Source organism: Clostridium budayi (genome assembly GCF_055396605.1).
This window is the reverse complement of the sequence record NZ_AP042456.1, coordinates 492,015-508,744: the sequence shown is the minus strand read 5'-3', so window position 1 is coordinate 508,744 and position 16,730 is coordinate 492,015. Positions and strand designations below refer to the sequence as shown.

The 16,730-nt window shown below is 25.4% G+C and carries 15 protein-coding genes; all 15 read right to left on the bottom strand.

Annotated features, from left to right (window positions below):
* Positions 1-59 precede the first annotated feature (59 nt).
* The 15 genes from cas3 to ACZ5TJ_RS02330 all read right to left on the bottom strand — a co-directional run bounded on the left by cas3 (position 60) and on the right by ACZ5TJ_RS02330 (position 16,727).
* Entirely contained in the window at positions 60-2,393 is a 2,334-nt protein-coding gene (gene cas3 / locus ACZ5TJ_RS02400; RefSeq protein ID WP_464201039.1) for a CRISPR-associated helicase Cas3', read from the bottom strand.
* 44 nt (positions 2,394-2,437) lie between these two features.
* Positions 2,438-3,169 (bottom strand): type I-B CRISPR-associated protein Cas5b, encoded by a 732-nt coding sequence (gene cas5b / locus ACZ5TJ_RS02395; RefSeq protein WP_464201038.1) that lies wholly within the window; start codon positions 3,167-3,169, stop codon positions 2,438-2,440.
* Between the two features lie 9 nt (positions 3,170-3,178).
* Positions 3,179-4,060 carry a type I-B CRISPR-associated protein Cas7/Cst2/DevR gene (cas7i, locus tag ACZ5TJ_RS02390; RefSeq protein ID WP_464201037.1) on the bottom strand — a complete coding sequence of 294 codons (882 nt, stop codon included), beginning with the start codon at positions 4,058-4,060 and terminating at the stop codon, positions 3,179-3,181.
* 1 nt (position 4,061) lies between these two features.
* Positions 4,062-5,741 (bottom strand): type I-B CRISPR-associated protein Cas8b1/Cst1, encoded by a 1,680-nt coding sequence (cas8a1, locus tag ACZ5TJ_RS02385; RefSeq protein ID WP_464201036.1) that lies wholly within the window; start codon positions 5,739-5,741, stop codon positions 4,062-4,064.
* A gap of 15 nt (positions 5,742-5,756) precedes the next feature.
* A complete protein-coding gene (gene cas6 / locus ACZ5TJ_RS02380) occupies positions 5,757-6,491 on the bottom strand; it encodes a CRISPR-associated endoribonuclease Cas6 (RefSeq protein WP_464201035.1) in 735 nt (244 codons plus the stop codon).
* Positions 6,492-6,598: 107 nt separating this feature from the next.
* Entirely contained in the window at positions 6,599-7,531 is a 933-nt protein-coding gene (locus tag ACZ5TJ_RS02375) for a helix-turn-helix transcriptional regulator (RefSeq protein WP_464201034.1), read from the bottom strand.
* A gap of 323 nt (positions 7,532-7,854) precedes the next feature.
* A complete protein-coding gene (locus tag ACZ5TJ_RS02370) occupies positions 7,855-8,247 on the bottom strand; it encodes a zinc ribbon domain-containing protein (RefSeq protein ID WP_464201033.1) in 393 nt (130 codons plus the stop codon).
* Between the two features lie 94 nt (positions 8,248-8,341).
* A complete protein-coding gene (locus tag ACZ5TJ_RS02365; protein WP_464201032.1) occupies positions 8,342-8,860 on the bottom strand; it encodes a GNAT family N-acetyltransferase in 519 nt (172 codons plus the stop codon).
* A 27-nt stretch (positions 8,861-8,887) separates the two neighbouring features.
* On the bottom strand, positions 8,888-10,879 hold the full coding sequence (locus ACZ5TJ_RS02360) for an ABC transporter permease (protein WP_464201031.1): 1,992 nt from the start codon (positions 10,877-10,879) through the stop codon (positions 8,888-8,890).
* Complete coding sequence (locus tag ACZ5TJ_RS02355) at positions 10,869-11,639, bottom strand: ABC transporter ATP-binding protein (RefSeq protein WP_045724926.1); 771 nt, start codon at positions 11,637-11,639, stop codon at positions 10,869-10,871. The genes ACZ5TJ_RS02360 and ACZ5TJ_RS02355 overlap by 11 nt, the downstream gene beginning before the upstream one ends.
* Positions 11,640-11,746: 107 nt before the next feature.
* Complete coding sequence (locus tag ACZ5TJ_RS02350) at positions 11,747-12,760, bottom strand: sensor histidine kinase (protein ID WP_464201030.1); 1,014 nt, start codon at positions 12,758-12,760, stop codon at positions 11,747-11,749.
* Positions 12,751-13,434: a response regulator transcription factor gene (locus tag ACZ5TJ_RS02345; protein ID WP_045724928.1), complete on the bottom strand. Its 684-nt coding sequence runs from the start codon at positions 13,432-13,434 to the stop codon at positions 12,751-12,753. The genes ACZ5TJ_RS02350 and ACZ5TJ_RS02345 overlap by 10 nt, the downstream gene beginning before the upstream one ends.
* 107 nt (positions 13,435-13,541) lie before the next feature.
* A complete protein-coding gene (locus ACZ5TJ_RS02340; RefSeq protein ID WP_464201029.1) occupies positions 13,542-14,891 on the bottom strand; it encodes an MATE family efflux transporter in 1,350 nt (449 codons plus the stop codon).
* Positions 14,892-14,921: 30 nt separating this feature from the next.
* Positions 14,922-15,704 (bottom strand): ABC transporter ATP-binding protein, encoded by a 783-nt coding sequence (locus ACZ5TJ_RS02335; RefSeq protein WP_464201028.1) that lies wholly within the window; start codon positions 15,702-15,704, stop codon positions 14,922-14,924.
* Between the two features lie 18 nt (positions 15,705-15,722).
* Positions 15,723-16,727, bottom strand: a complete 1,005-nt coding sequence (locus ACZ5TJ_RS02330) for a FecCD family ABC transporter permease (protein ID WP_464201027.1) — start codon at positions 16,725-16,727, stop codon at positions 15,723-15,725.
* Positions 16,728-16,730: the final 3 nt, after the last annotated feature.

Below are 16,730 nucleotides of genomic sequence, written 5' to 3'. Positions count from 1 at the left end.
ATAATCCTTGATTAGATATTACAATCAATCAAGGACATATTGGGTATACAATAAAATTTTTATACAAATTGTGATTCATCAAATTCAGTAAATTTATCTAAATATTCAACTCCTTTATCAAATGAATATTTACAAGGGAAAATTTTTATAGTTTCAAATTTATTTATTTCAATTTCATCTATAATTGCACCTTTTCTTTTTGCTGAATCTATTGATCTTGTTGATATTGAAACTGTATTCTCCATTATTTCATTCTTTATTGCTATTCTTTTTGAAAAATCTTTTTCTTCTTTTAATTGTTGTATTAATTTATTTATATACTCTTTATTACTTTCATACATTTCTTTTGGAATAATAGTTTCAGATGATATGTCTCTAAGTTTAGCTTCATTTTTCTTTAAATCATAAGGTTGAATATTTGAAAATGCTTCAATTGTATCTTTTATTTTATTAAAGTATTTTGATTCCTTTAATCCTTCAACTGAATACACTTTTTCTACTAAATTCATTTTTTCATCTTCATCAAGTTTTAATCCATCATACTGTAATATAAATTCCTTTGATCTTTCAAATATATCAATATCTATAATTGAACTTTGTCTGTTAATACCAGATGGTCTGTTTTTATCTCCAACAAATACATGTATATTAGGCTCACTTTTATCTAAAACCCTATTTCTATAAACTCTACCCATTCTTTGTAACAAACCTGATATATCTGAGAGTTCAGTATATAAAACATCAAAGTCTATATCTAAACTAGCCTCGACAACTTGTGTAGTTATCCATATCCCTTCAAATTTATTATTAAGATCACCATCTTTAAAAATTTGCTCTTCTTTAATTGCCCTATCCTTTTTTATAAACCTACTATGAAATATATTAACTTTATCTTTAATCTCATCATATTGTGTTAGTTCATCATATAGTTTTTGTGCTAACCCTACTGTATTTACAATAACTAGTACCTTTTGATTATTATAAGCCTCATATATTCTTTTACTACTTATATTTTCTTTATAAATATTAACCTTATGTCTTAACATAATATTTTCATCTATTTCTTTTAAAAATGGTTTATTAGGTTTTAGATAATCTATTCCTTCATTTATATTTGCATAATTCATAAAGTACTCAAATATAGGTGGAAATGTCGCTGTTAATATAGCAAATTTTCCCCCCATTATATTTATTTCTCTTAATGCCAATATTAAATATGCAATCATATCTGGAGAATACATCTGAATTTCATCTATAACTAATTTCGAATAACTTAATGTTGCAAGCTTTAATTCAAAACCCTCATATTTAAATATAAAGCCTATCAGTTGATCTAAAGTGCATATTGTTAATGGTAATGATAATTGTTTTGTTAAATCTAAATAGTTCCTATCTATACATCCATCATCTTCTCTTTTCATATATTCTGATGCACTATCTGAGTGTAAAAGAGCTGTTTTTTCTTTTTTATATCCTATCTTATTTTCATTTATAATCCTATCGTAAATTGAATTTATAGATACCTTTAATGGAAGTGTAAAAAATCCTTTATTATTATCTATCCATATTAATGCCCCTTCTGTTTTTCCAATCCCTGTTGATGCTTTTACTACTAAATTACTCTCTCTATGTTGCTTCATAAATTGTTGTAACTTATTTAATTTAAAACCATTTTTTGTTATAGAATTCTCTGTTATTTGTCCTAAATCTCCTGGCTTTATTTCTGCTTGAACTCCACTACTTGCAGCATAATCTATTTTATTTAATAACCCTTTTGTCATTATAAATTGTTTAGCTAGATCTTTATTGTTATTCTGCCTATCACTTACTATATCATTTTTTATTAATATTCTTGTTCTTAAATACTTAAAAAAGCTAGTATCTAATTTACTAATTTTACCCACCTTGTCGTATGTAAAAATTTTTATTTGATTTTCTAAATCTTTTCTTATAACTTCTTTAATTTCTGCTTTTCTTTCATTGGTAAGTTTTTCTCTATAGTGATGATAAAAAATACTTTCACATAGAATTTTTATTTCTTCCTTTGTAAAATTCTCTTTCAAATAATCAAATGGTAAAAAAGCATTACTTAAATATCCATGAGGAACTTCATTTATTTTAAGTAATTCATCTCTTTTTTTTGATAATAGTGTTTTTCCTTCTTTTTTTCTTTCATTATTTATATTTTCTATTATCTTATTTTGAAATTTAGTGTTTATTTTCCCAACATCATGATATATACATGCTAATTTTAAAATTTCCCAATTTATATTTTTCATATTAGGATATATATCTTTTATATTTTTGTATTCCTTAATTAACTTCTCAGTGTGTTCTATAACAGTTTCTTCATTACCTATTGGATAACTTTTAGCTAAAAATAAATCCTCCATAAAACCTCCTAAAATATAAGGTAGAGTAATACTCTACCTTATAACTAAATTAAAAACACATTGCTTCCTTTATTATCTCTATAGCTTTCTGCCCCTTCAACCAAAGTTCTATTTCCAGCACAATATTGAACCTTAACTTTTTCCCAAGTTCGAATTTCTACACCTTTTCTTATTTGCTCTTTCTTATATACTTTATTTAAATTATATACTGTTGCATTTGTTCCAATCTCATTATCACTTATATACGATACTGGTATATAATAATTTATATTTTTATCTAAATCTTCTACCTCTTCCTCAGCTAAAGTTACAACTTCAACATTATCTATTCTTATTATATCTTCTCTTCTCCCTAATGATATATACTCTTTCGGACTTCTGAAACTGTCATAAATTATATCAATTAAATTATCATCTTCTGGATATATATGAAGTATAAGATTAACATCCACTAAAAGTTCTGATGTTGCAACCCCTTTAGTTGAACCATAAGTACTACCATCTTTTAAATTAAACTTAACTTGATGCCTTCCAGCTTCAAATTTTGTACCTGCAAATTCATATCTTGTATATAGATCATATACTCTTGATTTAAAGCTCCCTTGTATAGAAACATCCATATTTTTATATTCTTCAAATCCACATGCAAAATGAACCATACCTATAACTGTAGATGGTGGTGGTAAAGGATAACTCTCCTTTAACTGAAAACTTGTTGGTTTCTTATAATTAACTAAGTTCTGATATATTTCTAATCTTATTGCTCTTTTACTCACAAACAACACCTACACTTCGTAATATGAATTTACTTCTAATTTCATATCATCAAAGAACTTACCAATACTTTTTGCATTTAATTTCTTAATTATTTCATTACTATTAGAGAAAATACCGTCTATTAATCCTACTTTTGTATTTTCTTTTATTTCTTTATCTAATTCTAAAACATTTAATATAGACTCTATTTTAATGTTGTTATTATAACAATTAACTCTATTTTCAAAGAATGGATTCTTGATGCTATATATTCCGCCTATCGCAAATATAGGAGATAAATTTTCTCTTCTACCTTTTATATCCCTATATAAGAATTTTATTGTATCTAATAAATTATTAACTCTTTCTGCCTTTTTGTCATTTGAGATTTCTATATTATCATTTGAGTCTATTCCAACCTTATCTAAGTCAATTGAAATTGTATATGCATAATATGTTTTATGAATTTCACTTTGAGCTATGTTTCCTCCATCTTTCTTTTTCTTAGCTGTTTCATTAAATCTATCTAACAAACCTTTATTAGTTAAAAAATCTAAATCTGCATTAAATGTTTCAAGTGCGGTTGCATTAGATAATCTTACTACTGCTGATCTTGTTTTAACTGGCTTCTTTGTTTTCATATACCCAAATAAATCTATTTCTGCATAATCCATTATTGTTGCATCTGGATGGAATTGTAATACTTCTCCATCTAAATCTAAAGGTGTTCTATATTCACCCATTTGATTTACTATATTATATCTAATTGCTTGTCTTGAGATATACGTATATGCTCTTCCACCATCTCTTGATATTTTCTTTAGCGATGTTACATTTCCAACACCTTCCCCGTAATTTGCGCTTTCTGCTTCAAATATAAATGTTGCTGTTAATCCTTTAATACTTTTCATTTTATTTATTCCCCTCTCCATCATCTTTTTTATTTCCATTCTCACCTTGTAGACCAATCAAAAATGCATATCCAATGTTTTGTAATAAATCGTCATCCTTTAATCCTTTTGAAAATTCACTAGGTATTTTTAGTTTCATATACATATAAGAATTAATTAAAGTCTCCATAAACTTAGCACTATCTTTTGTCTTTAGTGCATTTAATAACCTATACGTTATTCCTGAAAGCTTTCCTTCACTGCCTTTTGATACATATACTTCTCTAAGTTTTAAACCATAAGAATTAAACCTATTTATATCATCTAACCTCATCTCTTTACCTCCTGTAACAGAACTATTTATCTGTAAAATTTTATATATATAATTTATTCCTTTAAAACTTCCATTTAAATATAAAGTAACTAAATCTGCTATTAATCCAAATAGATTTTTTCCGTCATATAATCCCTTTATTACTTCATCATAAAGATTGATATAATATTTATCAGTTATTTTTACCCTAACTTTTATTAATGTATTAAGCCTTTTTCTATGTGAATATATTATTTTCATAAGTCTTGGTGATAACATATTAAAGCTATATGGTCTTCTATCATTATTTGAATCTATTTTTATAATTTGTATATTCTCAAATTCCTTCTCTAAATTATTAACGTTATATTGCTCCATGGAGTTAACTATATTCAAATATGATAATTGTTCTATTTCCTCAAGACTCTCATTTTCATATTTTACGTTTATAATATTACTTTGCTCTAAACAGTTAATATTTTGATTATTATTTATAAATAAACCTTTACCTTTTATTGTTGTAAAACCGAGTGGTAGACATGAATACAGTAAATTACATACTGGACATATATAGGCATCTCCATTTAGATTCCAAAAATGAGATGATTTCCTTGACATATCTACACCTGTTTTAACTAACCAAGTCAAATCAAAAGCTTCTGGTTTATTTAATTTTGATATTTTATTATCACACGTAAAGCAATTGTACTTAAATTTTGTTTGATCTTTATTTATATAATTTAAAGCATTATCTATGAAATCACTTTTATAAAGTTCGTACATATGCTCCTTATTCTTAGTACTTGATAAAAAACTTACATTACTCCAAAATGGCTGTACTATTGAATACATAACATTCTTAGCTGCAATTATTCTCTTTACATCTTTTCTATCTAAATATTCTATTATTTCCCTAAGTATATTTATTTGTTCTTCTATTTCACTATAAAAGTCATTTATATTATCTTTTTTAGATAATTTTATTTTCTTTAATTTTTTTTCTAAACTTATCACTAAATCACTATCATCTAAAAGTAAATATGCATTTTTATAACTATTAGAATTCAGCTTAGATTTTGATTTAAAATCTTCTATAATCTTATTTAACCTTTCTAAATCTTTTTCTTTAAATTCATCAATGTTCATATTTTTTAATATAGAATCATATCTTATAAGTTGATTTACTGATAAACTATTTTCATTTTCCTCAATTAATACCTTAAAGTATGCCTCTTCAAAACCATCTAATAAGCTTGAGTCAAACTCTATATAATCATTTCCCACTCTTATATTCTCTAGTTCTTGACTATTTTTCCTTAATACTTTAATTAGCCCAACTATCGCTGCATTTTTAAGCCAATCTCCTTGTTCTATTCTAATTTTACTCATGCATATATCACCCCCTTAAATTAATTCTATAAGTCCAAATCCTTCTGATCGTCTAAAGCCTAGTCCATTTTGAAGAAGTAAATCTAAATCCTCTTTATCTCCTTCTAAACTAAACATTCCTGCATAAGAATCTATAAATATATATTTTTTATTAGTTACCTTCTTGAAACCGTTTATTTCTTCTTTTACAACTTGTTTTTTCATTTTTATTGGTGTAAAGTTCAATTCTTTTTTAAGCCCGTATCCCCTATAGGTTTTTAAAAATAAATTACTTATATAATTTAATTCAATTTCAAAATTTTTATCTTCTAATTGTACTGGTTTATTCGATTTATCTTTGATATATATTGGAGATAACGTTTTACATAATATTGAGCTTTCAGTAACTTTCTTTTCTTTTATTAAAGATATTTTCTTTCTAATAAGTGTGTAATCCTTATACTTAAATTCATTCTTGCTTAATAATCCATTATAAATAGCAATTCCTAAATTATAGTCAGATGTACTTATGGTAATCGCAATATCTCCATTTAATTCTATATAATCTTCTTTTATATTAAAGTCATTTAAGTATAGACCAAATACAAATGGTTTTATCTTTTTATTCTTTTTTCCTTTATAAAAATATAATTCCTTAAATAATTCTTCATCACCTAGCTCTATTGCTTTTTTTATTATGCTAGTACTCATAAATCTATTACTTTTAGGAATTCTATTATCTTTTGATTCTAGGATAACTCTTAATCTCATTTAACCACTCCTAAATAAATTCTTTATATACTTTAAATCCTTATTTATATAACTTATTTTAAGTTTAATATCTAAACTAGACATTTTTGGGTATGAATTTTTTTATTTTATAAATTTTTTATCATTTTTTCTAATTCTTCTTTTATCTTCACTTTTAAACTTTCAGGTTTTATAACCTTTACATAGCTCTTCATAGATAATATCCAAGATATTACTTCCGGCTCTCCTTTCATTATTGCTTTAAATAAAATTTTACCTTCCTCTAATTCTTCTATTTGTTGATTATCAACCCATATTCTTTCCTTTATACTATTTGCCATTGGAGGACTTATTTCTAATTCTAAATCATATTCTTCTCCTGAAAATATTCCGATATTATTCATTCTCTCTTCTTCTATAAATTTTTCTATATTTAATTTTTCCTCAAATTTCTTTGTAGTTATAATATATTTTTTTATTCTTATTATTTTGAAATATCTTATATCATTTCTTTTTAAACAATTTGCAACTATATACGATTCTCCTTTGTATATAAATAATTTATATGGCTGTATTCTTCTAGTTGATTCTTTTCCATTGTTTCCTAAATAATCAATTATTACTTCATTTTTATTTAAAATAGCTTCATAGAAATCTTCTTGTATTTTCATAATATATTCTTCATCTATATTCACTTTTGAATAAGGAATTATTTGAGTTACTACACTATCTGAATCTTTTAAAATTGTATAATTTATTTTCTCTAAAGCTTTTTCCAATTTTTTATTCATACTATTTTGTGAAGAGTTTATATGAATCTTTAAAAGCATTATTTCCTCTTTTGTTAGTAATTCCTTAAATGGGAAATATGAATCTAACATCTTATACCCACCATTTGGACCTGGTATAGATTCTATTGTAAATAAATTTGCAATACTATTTTTATATCTTGATATTTGCTTTTCCGAAACCCCAAGTTCTTCTGCTAAATCTTTCTTTTTTATCACTTCTCCTCTTTTTAACTTAAAAAGCATTTTTAGCGTATTTTCTATATGCCCCATATTTATCTCCTTATACAGTGAATTTTAAATTTTTTGTATTTTATTGTAATATATAGTTATATAATACCATTATCTTTCAACAGATTCCAAACAAATGATTTTGATACTTTATACTCTCTTGCTAACTGAGATATATTTTTAATAGTACTTTTTTTATAATTACTCAGTTATTTATTTTAAATTAAAAAGCTGACATCAAATTTGATGTCAGCCTTTTAATTTCTCATAGTTAATCTAAAACAAACTAATTTTATTACATTCATAAAATCACATTTATATTGTTCATAGTTAAGTTTTGTTAGATATAACATGAAAAAATATATTTATTTAATTTCTCTTCCACAATAAGGGCAATATTTAAAATCACCTTCTATTGTTTTTCCACATGATGGGCATACATTTTTAGGTGCATAATAATAGCTATTTCCACCATTGCCTGCTTCTTTTAAATCCCAATATGTTATATCTAAATCTTCTCCACTTTCAATTCTTTTTCCCTTTTCTTTTGGAATTTCATATATAGCATTGCATCTATTGCATTTCACATAATATTCTTCATTCCATTTAAATATTGGTATAAAGAAGAATTGAAACATGGTAAATGTTTTTATAAGTTTACCTGTAGTTTTAATATTACACCTTTTACAAAGTATATTATCTAATGATTTTATTTCTTTTTGACCACTTTCTATCCCAAATATGCCTATAAAAAACATAACTTCATCTCCGTATTTAAGTATTTATAAAGTTATTTTATCATAAAGTAAGAAAAATAACCTTATAGATAAAACTATCTATAAAGTTATTTATTTACTCGAAGAATTCTTTAGCATAGTTGACTGTACCACTAATATCTTTTAATCCATCTTCAATAAGTTCAACTGCCATAAAGTTTTCATCTGGTACTTCAAATGGTGCTTTTATTCCCCACTTACTTGCAGGTTTATATCCAAAACGAGGATAATAATCTGAATGTCCTAATACAATAACACTTCTATATCCTAATTCTTTTGCTCTCTTATGACTTTCAAGAATTAGCCTACTTCCTATTACACGCTTTTGATAACTAGGTAATACTGCTAGTGGTGCTAATGCAAGTGCTTCATTATTGCCTATCTTTATTTTAGTAAGAAGTATATGTCCTACTATCTTGCCATTATCTTCTGCAACAAGTGATAAGCCTTTAACAAAAGCTTCACTACCTCTTAATTTATTTACAAGATTATGCTCATTATGATCTGTATGTTCTGCATTCATAAATGCTGATTTTATAACTTCATAAATTTCATTAAAATCTTTATTATTTTCTTCTCTAATTATAATACGCACTTATTTTTATCTCCCTTAATAATAAAACTAATATTTATCATTTATATTTTTCTTTACACCTATATATGTCGCAATAAAATATCCTCCATATATTAATATTGTAACTACTGAAGTAATTATTATGTTCTGCATAATCTTCGAACTACCAAATATAGATGCTATATGAGATGCTATTTTAAGGCCAACTACTGAATGAATTATTGCTAATGATAATGGAATAAAGAAATACATTGCCACTTGCATAAATATTGCTTTATTTATTATTTTTTTATCTACACCGATATTTTTTAACAACCTATATCTTTCTATATTATCTGTTGATTCAGAAAGTTGTTGTATCGCTAGTACGACTGAGGCTGTTATTAAAAATATTATTCCAATGTATATTCCGAGATATGAAGCTATAGCTCCAATTCCAACAGAATTTGATATCATTTCCTCTTTACTCATACAATGTATTATATCTTTATCTTTAATTTTTTTATTGTATTCTCTTATTTTTTCTTCTATACTCTCTAATTTTTTCTTATTCTTTAAGTTAAAATTTACTATTGATTGATTTATTTTTAAGTTTTTAACTAAGTTATCATTTACAACAAAAACTAAAATATCACCTTTCATAAGTCCATTAGCTGTAGTAACATTCATTACTTCATTATTTTGGGGTGTAAGACTTTTTCCATTTAAATTTATTTTAATGCCTTTTTCTAAACTCTCATTTATTTTTGGCATAACATCATCTACATTGCTAAAAGCTAAATATTTATCTTCTTTTAAATCTATTGTTCTTTTATTTAATATTTTTAAAACAGAATTAAAATCCGATATTTTCATTACACTTATATTTGTATCATTTGTTATTGGATAGTAAGCTTTCTCTTCTTTAATTGCTTTAGTACTTAGAAAATCACTATATTTAATATTACTTTCATACATAACAGAACTACTATATTCATCAACATAATTTTTTAAATCAATATTATAATCTTTTAATCCTTTTACTATATTCATCCCATTATTGTTCCATATTGTTGCATCAAATTGAGTTAAATCTTTCATTTCAGCATTTATCGCACTATTTATCCCCATACCACCTGAAAATGTACATATTGCTATAAATAACATTAAACATATAAAAGACATTGATATAAATGTTGTATTTATTTTACTGCTTATTTGTTTTGCCACAAACATATTTAAATCTTTTAAATAAAACTTCTTATTTAATTTAACTAATTTCAATAAAAATCCTGTTAATGAATAAAAGAATAAAAATGTTCCAACCGCTCCAAATATAATTGCTACACCATCAATATTAAAACTTAAAGTTCCAATACCCTCGCTTAATATTTTATAATAAGCATATCCAATCATAATAATACTTATTATAAATAGTATTACTGAAACCCACATATTCTTTATTGTTTTTTTTTCATTTTTCTTTGATGCTATAAGTAAATCAACTAATTTTATTTTTCTAATACTTATACTATTAAAAAGTAAAACTACTATATAAATAAGAGCGAAACATAATATAGTTTTTATAAAAGAACTGCTTGAAAATACAAACTCAAACTTAGTAAAGCTTACTCTAAACATTTTAGCAGTAAATACTGACATCCCCTGTGATAATAATACTCCTAAAATTATTCCAACTACTAAAGAAAGCAATCCAATAATAAAAGTTTCTAAAAAAACTAATTTTGATAAGCTTCCCTTTTCAACTCCTAATGTCATATAAATACCAAATTCTTTTTTTCTTCTCTTAATTAAATAATTATTGGCATATATAATTAAAAAACCAAGTACAAATGCAATAAAAACCGATACACTTCCTATAAACTGATCCGCTAAATTAAAAGCATTTTTTTGCATTTCATCTAATTCCATTAATATACTTTGGGATTCTATCGCATTAAATGTATAAAATATACAGACTCCAAATACTAAAGTAAAAAAGTATATAGTATAATCTCTAAAACTTCCTCTTAAATTTCTAATAGCTAACTTAAAGTACATTGTTTGAGTCACCTCCAAGAAGAGTTATAACTTCAATTATTCTATTAAAAAACTCTTTTCTTGAATCATTTCCTTTTACAATTTCATTGAATATTTTACCATCTTTTATAAAAAGAATTCTACTTGCATAGCTTGCCGTAAAAGCATCGTGAGTTACCATCATTATAGTTGCATTTAAATTTTCATTCAAATATTCTAAGGTTTCTAAAAGTATTTTAGCTGACTTTGAATCAAGTGCTCCTGTTGGCTCATCTGCAAGTACTAAGGCTGGATTCGTAATTATAGCTCTCGCTGCTGCAGTTCTTTGCTTTTGTCCTCCTGATATTTCATATGGATATTTATTAAATATATCACTTATATTTAACTTCTCCCCTATACCCTTTACTCTTTTATCTAATTCTTTATTATTTACTCTTTGAACTGTTAGTGCTAATGCTATATTTTCATAAACAGTAAGAGTATCTAAAAGGTTGAAATCTTGAAATATAAATCCTAATCTTTCTCTTCTAAATTTTGAAAGGCTTTTTTCTTTTATTTCTGTAATATCTTTACCTTCTAAATAAATATGTCCACTAGTTACTTTATCTATAGTTGAAATACAATTTAAAAGTGTCGTTTTTCCACTTCCTGATGCTCCCATAACACCAACAAATTCTCCTTTTTCTACAGAAAAGCTAATATCATTTATAGCCTTTGTTACATTTCCTTTCTTACCATAATATTTCTCTATATTATTTACCCTTAAAATTTCCTTGCTCATTTTTATCCTCCTAACAAATTCTTTATAATTAAATTTTATATTTATAAATACTCTCTATCCATAGGAGAACATAACGAGAAACTTACATATTTGTCACATTAAATCTTTTAATTAAAAATCATCATTTTATTAATTGGAAATATTATAGATACTGTTGTGCCTTCATTTTCTTTAGATTTAATATTTATAAAAATTCCTAATTTGTTACTTAACTTTTTACATAAATATAATCCTATGCCAGTAGCTTTACTAAACTTACGTCCATTTTCTCCTGTATAACCTTTTTCAAATACTTTACTTATATCTTTTTCTTTTATTCCAATACCATTGTCACTTATATTAAGTGTAATGCTTTCCGAGTCTGCAATTGTATAGAATTTTATTTCACCTAATTCTTTATCTATATATTTAATTGAATTAATTACTATTTGATTTACTATAAACTCTAACCATTTGCTATCACAATAGACCTTTTTATCCAAATCTTTAATACTTATTTTTACCTTTTTACTTATAAGAACATCTGAATTTTTTCTTATAACATTATTTATACAATCTAATAGATTTATTTCTTTTATAATATAATCTTTTTCTACATCATTACTTCTTGTGTAAAAAAGAGCTTGTTCTATATAATTTTCTACTTTATTTATTTCTTCATCTATACTTTTAGTTACATCATTATAATTATTTTCTATTAATAATTTACATGTTGATATAGGTGTCTTTATTTCATGAACCCAAATTTCAATATATTCCCTATACTCTTTATTATTAATTTTAAATTTAGCTATTTCATCATTCATTGACTTGTCTGTCTTTTTAATTATTTCATATAATATTTTACTTTCTAAAAAACTTCCTTCATTAATAACATCTGATATAAGGTACTTTTTATCTAATGCATCTAAATTTTTTTCCAGCTCACTATAATACTTTTTCTTTCTTAAATAATCATATATATGAAATAAAATAATACCTAACATATTTATTATTATTACAAATAAAATAGCAAAGTTACTTATATTTAATGCCTTAAGCAAAGCTCCTGTAAAAAATAAAATTAATATATTTATTATTATAAAAATTATTCTATCTTTAAAAAAATCAGTTAATCGCATATTAATATATATCCTTGTCCTCTTTTTGTCTTTAAATACCCTTTTGCCCCCAACTCTTCAATTTTCTTTCTTAATCTATTCACATTTACTGTTAAAGTATTATCATCTATAAATTCATTCGTTTGCCATAAAGTCTTTATTATTTCATCTCTTGAAACTATCTTTTCACTATTTTTTATTAAAATAAATAATATCTTGCTTTCGTTTTTAGTTAAATCAATACTTTTATTATTGAACTCTACTTCACTCTTATATAAATTATATTTTAATCCATTATAATTTAAAATTTCTGTTTCATTGCTATTGCTATATGTTCTTTTTATTATTGAGGCTATTCTTGCTAAAAGAATTTGAGTATTATAAGGTTTTGTTACAAAATCATCAGCACCTAAATTCATACTCATAAGCTCGTCAATTTCACTTTGTCTACTTGTAACAACAATTATTGGAACGTCACTTTGTTTTCTTATTTCTCTACATACATAATATCCATCATAATAGGGTAAATTTATATCTAACAAAATTATGTGTGGATCTTCATTAATTGCATCTCTAACTACATTTTCAAAATTTGTTGCTACGCTTGTTATATAACCATACTTATTTAAAAAAGTACTTAACTCATTTCTTATTTTTTCCTCATCTTCTATAATAAATATTTTCTTGTTATTCATATTTTTTCTCCCTCAATACAAAAAACCGTACAATATTGGCGCACGGTTTTTACTTTTCATATTTTATTATAGGTTATTTTTACATATTTTAAAATAAATCTATCTATTTATACTATATTTATATTATTAATTTTAAATTCTTTAACTAATAAAAATACAATAATTAAAGATGATACTACATCTGTAATTGGCTGTGCAACCCATACCCCATCTAAGTTAATAAACTTAGGTAATATATATAATACAGGAATTAATACTATAACTTGTCTAAGAACTGATAAAAACATTGACTGCTTAACTTTCCCTATAGCTTGGAAGTAAGCTGGTCCAATTAATATAACACCTATAAGTGGAAGTGTTAAAGCATATACTCTAAGTCCGCTTATTGCTATATTCATAAGCTCTAAATCTGTACTAAATATACTAATAAATACCTTTGGGAAAATCTCAATTAATATAAATCCTATTACTGATATAATTGTCGAATATAAAATGGCTAATTTTAATGAATCCTTTGCTCTTTTATATTCCTTTGCTCCATAATTATATCCTATAATAGTTTGAACACCTTGATTTATTCCAAAAATAGGCATAATAAATATTAGTACTATTGATGTAACTGCAGTCATAGCACCAATTGCTAAATCTCCACCGTAAATCTTTAAAGAGTTATTCATTATTAAAGATACAAAACTTGTAGCAAGCTCCATTAAAAAGGGTGCTATTCCTAGAAGTATAATTTTCTTAACGGTTCTAATCTCTAACCTAAAATTTTCTCTTTTTAACTTCATAGTAGATTTATTACTAAGAAAGTACCATATTATAACTATAAATACTATAACTTGAGTAAGTACAGTTGCAATAGCTGCTCCTCTTATACCCATATTGAATGTAAATATAAATATTGGATCTAATATAACATTTATTAAACATCCTAATATCATAGTTCTTGCAGCAAATTTTGGACTCCCATCTACTCTTATAATGTTATTAAGTGTAAAACCTGTTATGCAACTAACTGATCCAATTAATATTACACTAATATACTCTTTTGCATAAATTATTGTATCAGGGCTTGCCCCAAATATTTTTAGGATAGGATTTATAAAAGTAAGTCCTATTATCATAAGTACTAATGCAACTATTATTGAGAAAATAAAAGCATTCCCTAAATATTTTTCTGCTTCTTTATGATTTTTTTCTCCAAGTTTTATTGCAATATTAGTTGTTGCTCCCATTGAAATTAAAACTCCAAAAGAAACTATCAAAGTAAATATTGGCATTGTTACTCCAAGTCCTGCTATTGCTAATGGTCCCACATCTTTAATCGCTCCAATAAAAGCTCTATCAACAATATTATATAAAGATGTTATTAACATACTTAAAATAGCTGGTACGGAATATTTAATAAGTAATTTACTAATTTTTTCTTCAGCTAAACTTTCTATATTCTTCATTTTTAACCTCTTAATTATGTCTATATGGTTTTAAACCATATCATAAGTTATGCAAACTGGTTTTCCACTCTTTGGCTCATTAACAATCTCAGCATCAATATTAAATATTTCTCTAAGATTTTCTTTAGTCATAACTTCATGCGCTGTTCCTTGACATACTATTTTTCCTTTTTTAACTCCAATCATATGATCTGCAAACCTAGCTGCATTATTTAGCTCATGTATTACCATAACTATTGTTCTGCCTTCTTTTTTATTAAGTTCTTCTAATAGCTTAAGTACTTCTAATTGATGAGCTAAGTCAAGATATGTTGTAGGTTCATCAAGTAAAAGGATATCTGTTTCTTGTGCTAATGCCATAGCAATCCAAGCTCTTTGTCTTTGACCACCTGATAAAGCTTCTATTGGTCTATCTCTAAATTCTAATATTCTTGTCTTTTCTAAAGCCCAATTAATTATATTTTTATCTTCATCTTTTAATTTTCCAAATCCTTTTTGGTGTGGAAATCTTCCATATGAAATTAATTCTTCAACAGTTAATCCATTTGGCGCCTTTGGACTTTGTGGTAAAACTGCCATAGCCTTTGCAAGTTCTTTTGAATCTTGACTATTTAACTCTTTATCATTTATATATATTGACCCACTTTTTGGTTTAATTATTCTAGCTAACGTTTTTAAAATTGTAGATTTTCCGCAACCATTGGATCCAATAATTGTTGTTATTTTTCCTTTTGGTATTTCTAAATTAAGATCTTTTACAATATCTAAATTTCCATAGGATATATTTAAATCTTTAGTTCTTATACAATTCATATCTCTTCTAATCCTCCACTATTCTGATAACATTAAATAAACAAAGTATGGAACACCTATTATTGAGACTACAATTCCCACTGGAATTTCTATTGGTGCTAATAAATTTCTTGAAATTGTATCTCCTATTAATAATATTAAAATTCCAATAAGTGCTGCTGTTGGTATAAGTGTTTTATGCTTTGGACCAACTAACTTTCTTGCAATATGTGGCGCTATAAGACCTAAGAAAGATATACTTCCTGCAACTGATGTAGCAATACCTGCTAATATAACTGCATAGACAATTAATTTTCTTCTTTCTTTTTCAACACTTACACCAAGTCCTGTTGCAACTTCATCACCTAAATTTAATGTATCTAAATATCTTGATTTATATATTGTAAGAGCCATGAACCCAATTATAAAAGGTGCTATAGCTATAACGTACTTCCAATTTGCACCCCATATGCTTCCTTGTGTCCATGCCATTACTCTATTAAATTCTTGAGTAGTAAACTTTAATTGGAATATAGTAAGTATTGATGAGAATGCTATATTTATTCCTATTCCTATTAAAATTAGCCTTGAAGAGCTTATTCCGTTTTTCCAAGCTAAAATATAGATAAAAAATGCTCCTAATAAAGCTCCTAAAAGTGCTACTATAGGCATAGTGAATATAGTAAAATTGCTTACTCCTTTATAAACATCACCATTCATAAAGTATATGTAAACTACAACAAATAAAGCTGCACCTGAATTAATTCCTAGTATCCCTGAATCAGCCAAATCATTTTTTGTAACTCCTTGAAGTAATGTTCCTGCAGTTGCAAGAGCTGTTCCAACTAATAGTGCAATGATTATTCTAGGTAATCTAATATTAAAGATAACCATACTATGACTTCTAGTGCCTTGTCCTATTAATGTTTTTATTACCTCTAATGGATTCATAGAAAAAGATCCAAGGTTTAAACTAACTAAAATCGTAACAAAAATTAATGCTACTAATGCTATTGATATAAAGACAAACTTCTTATTTTTCATTAA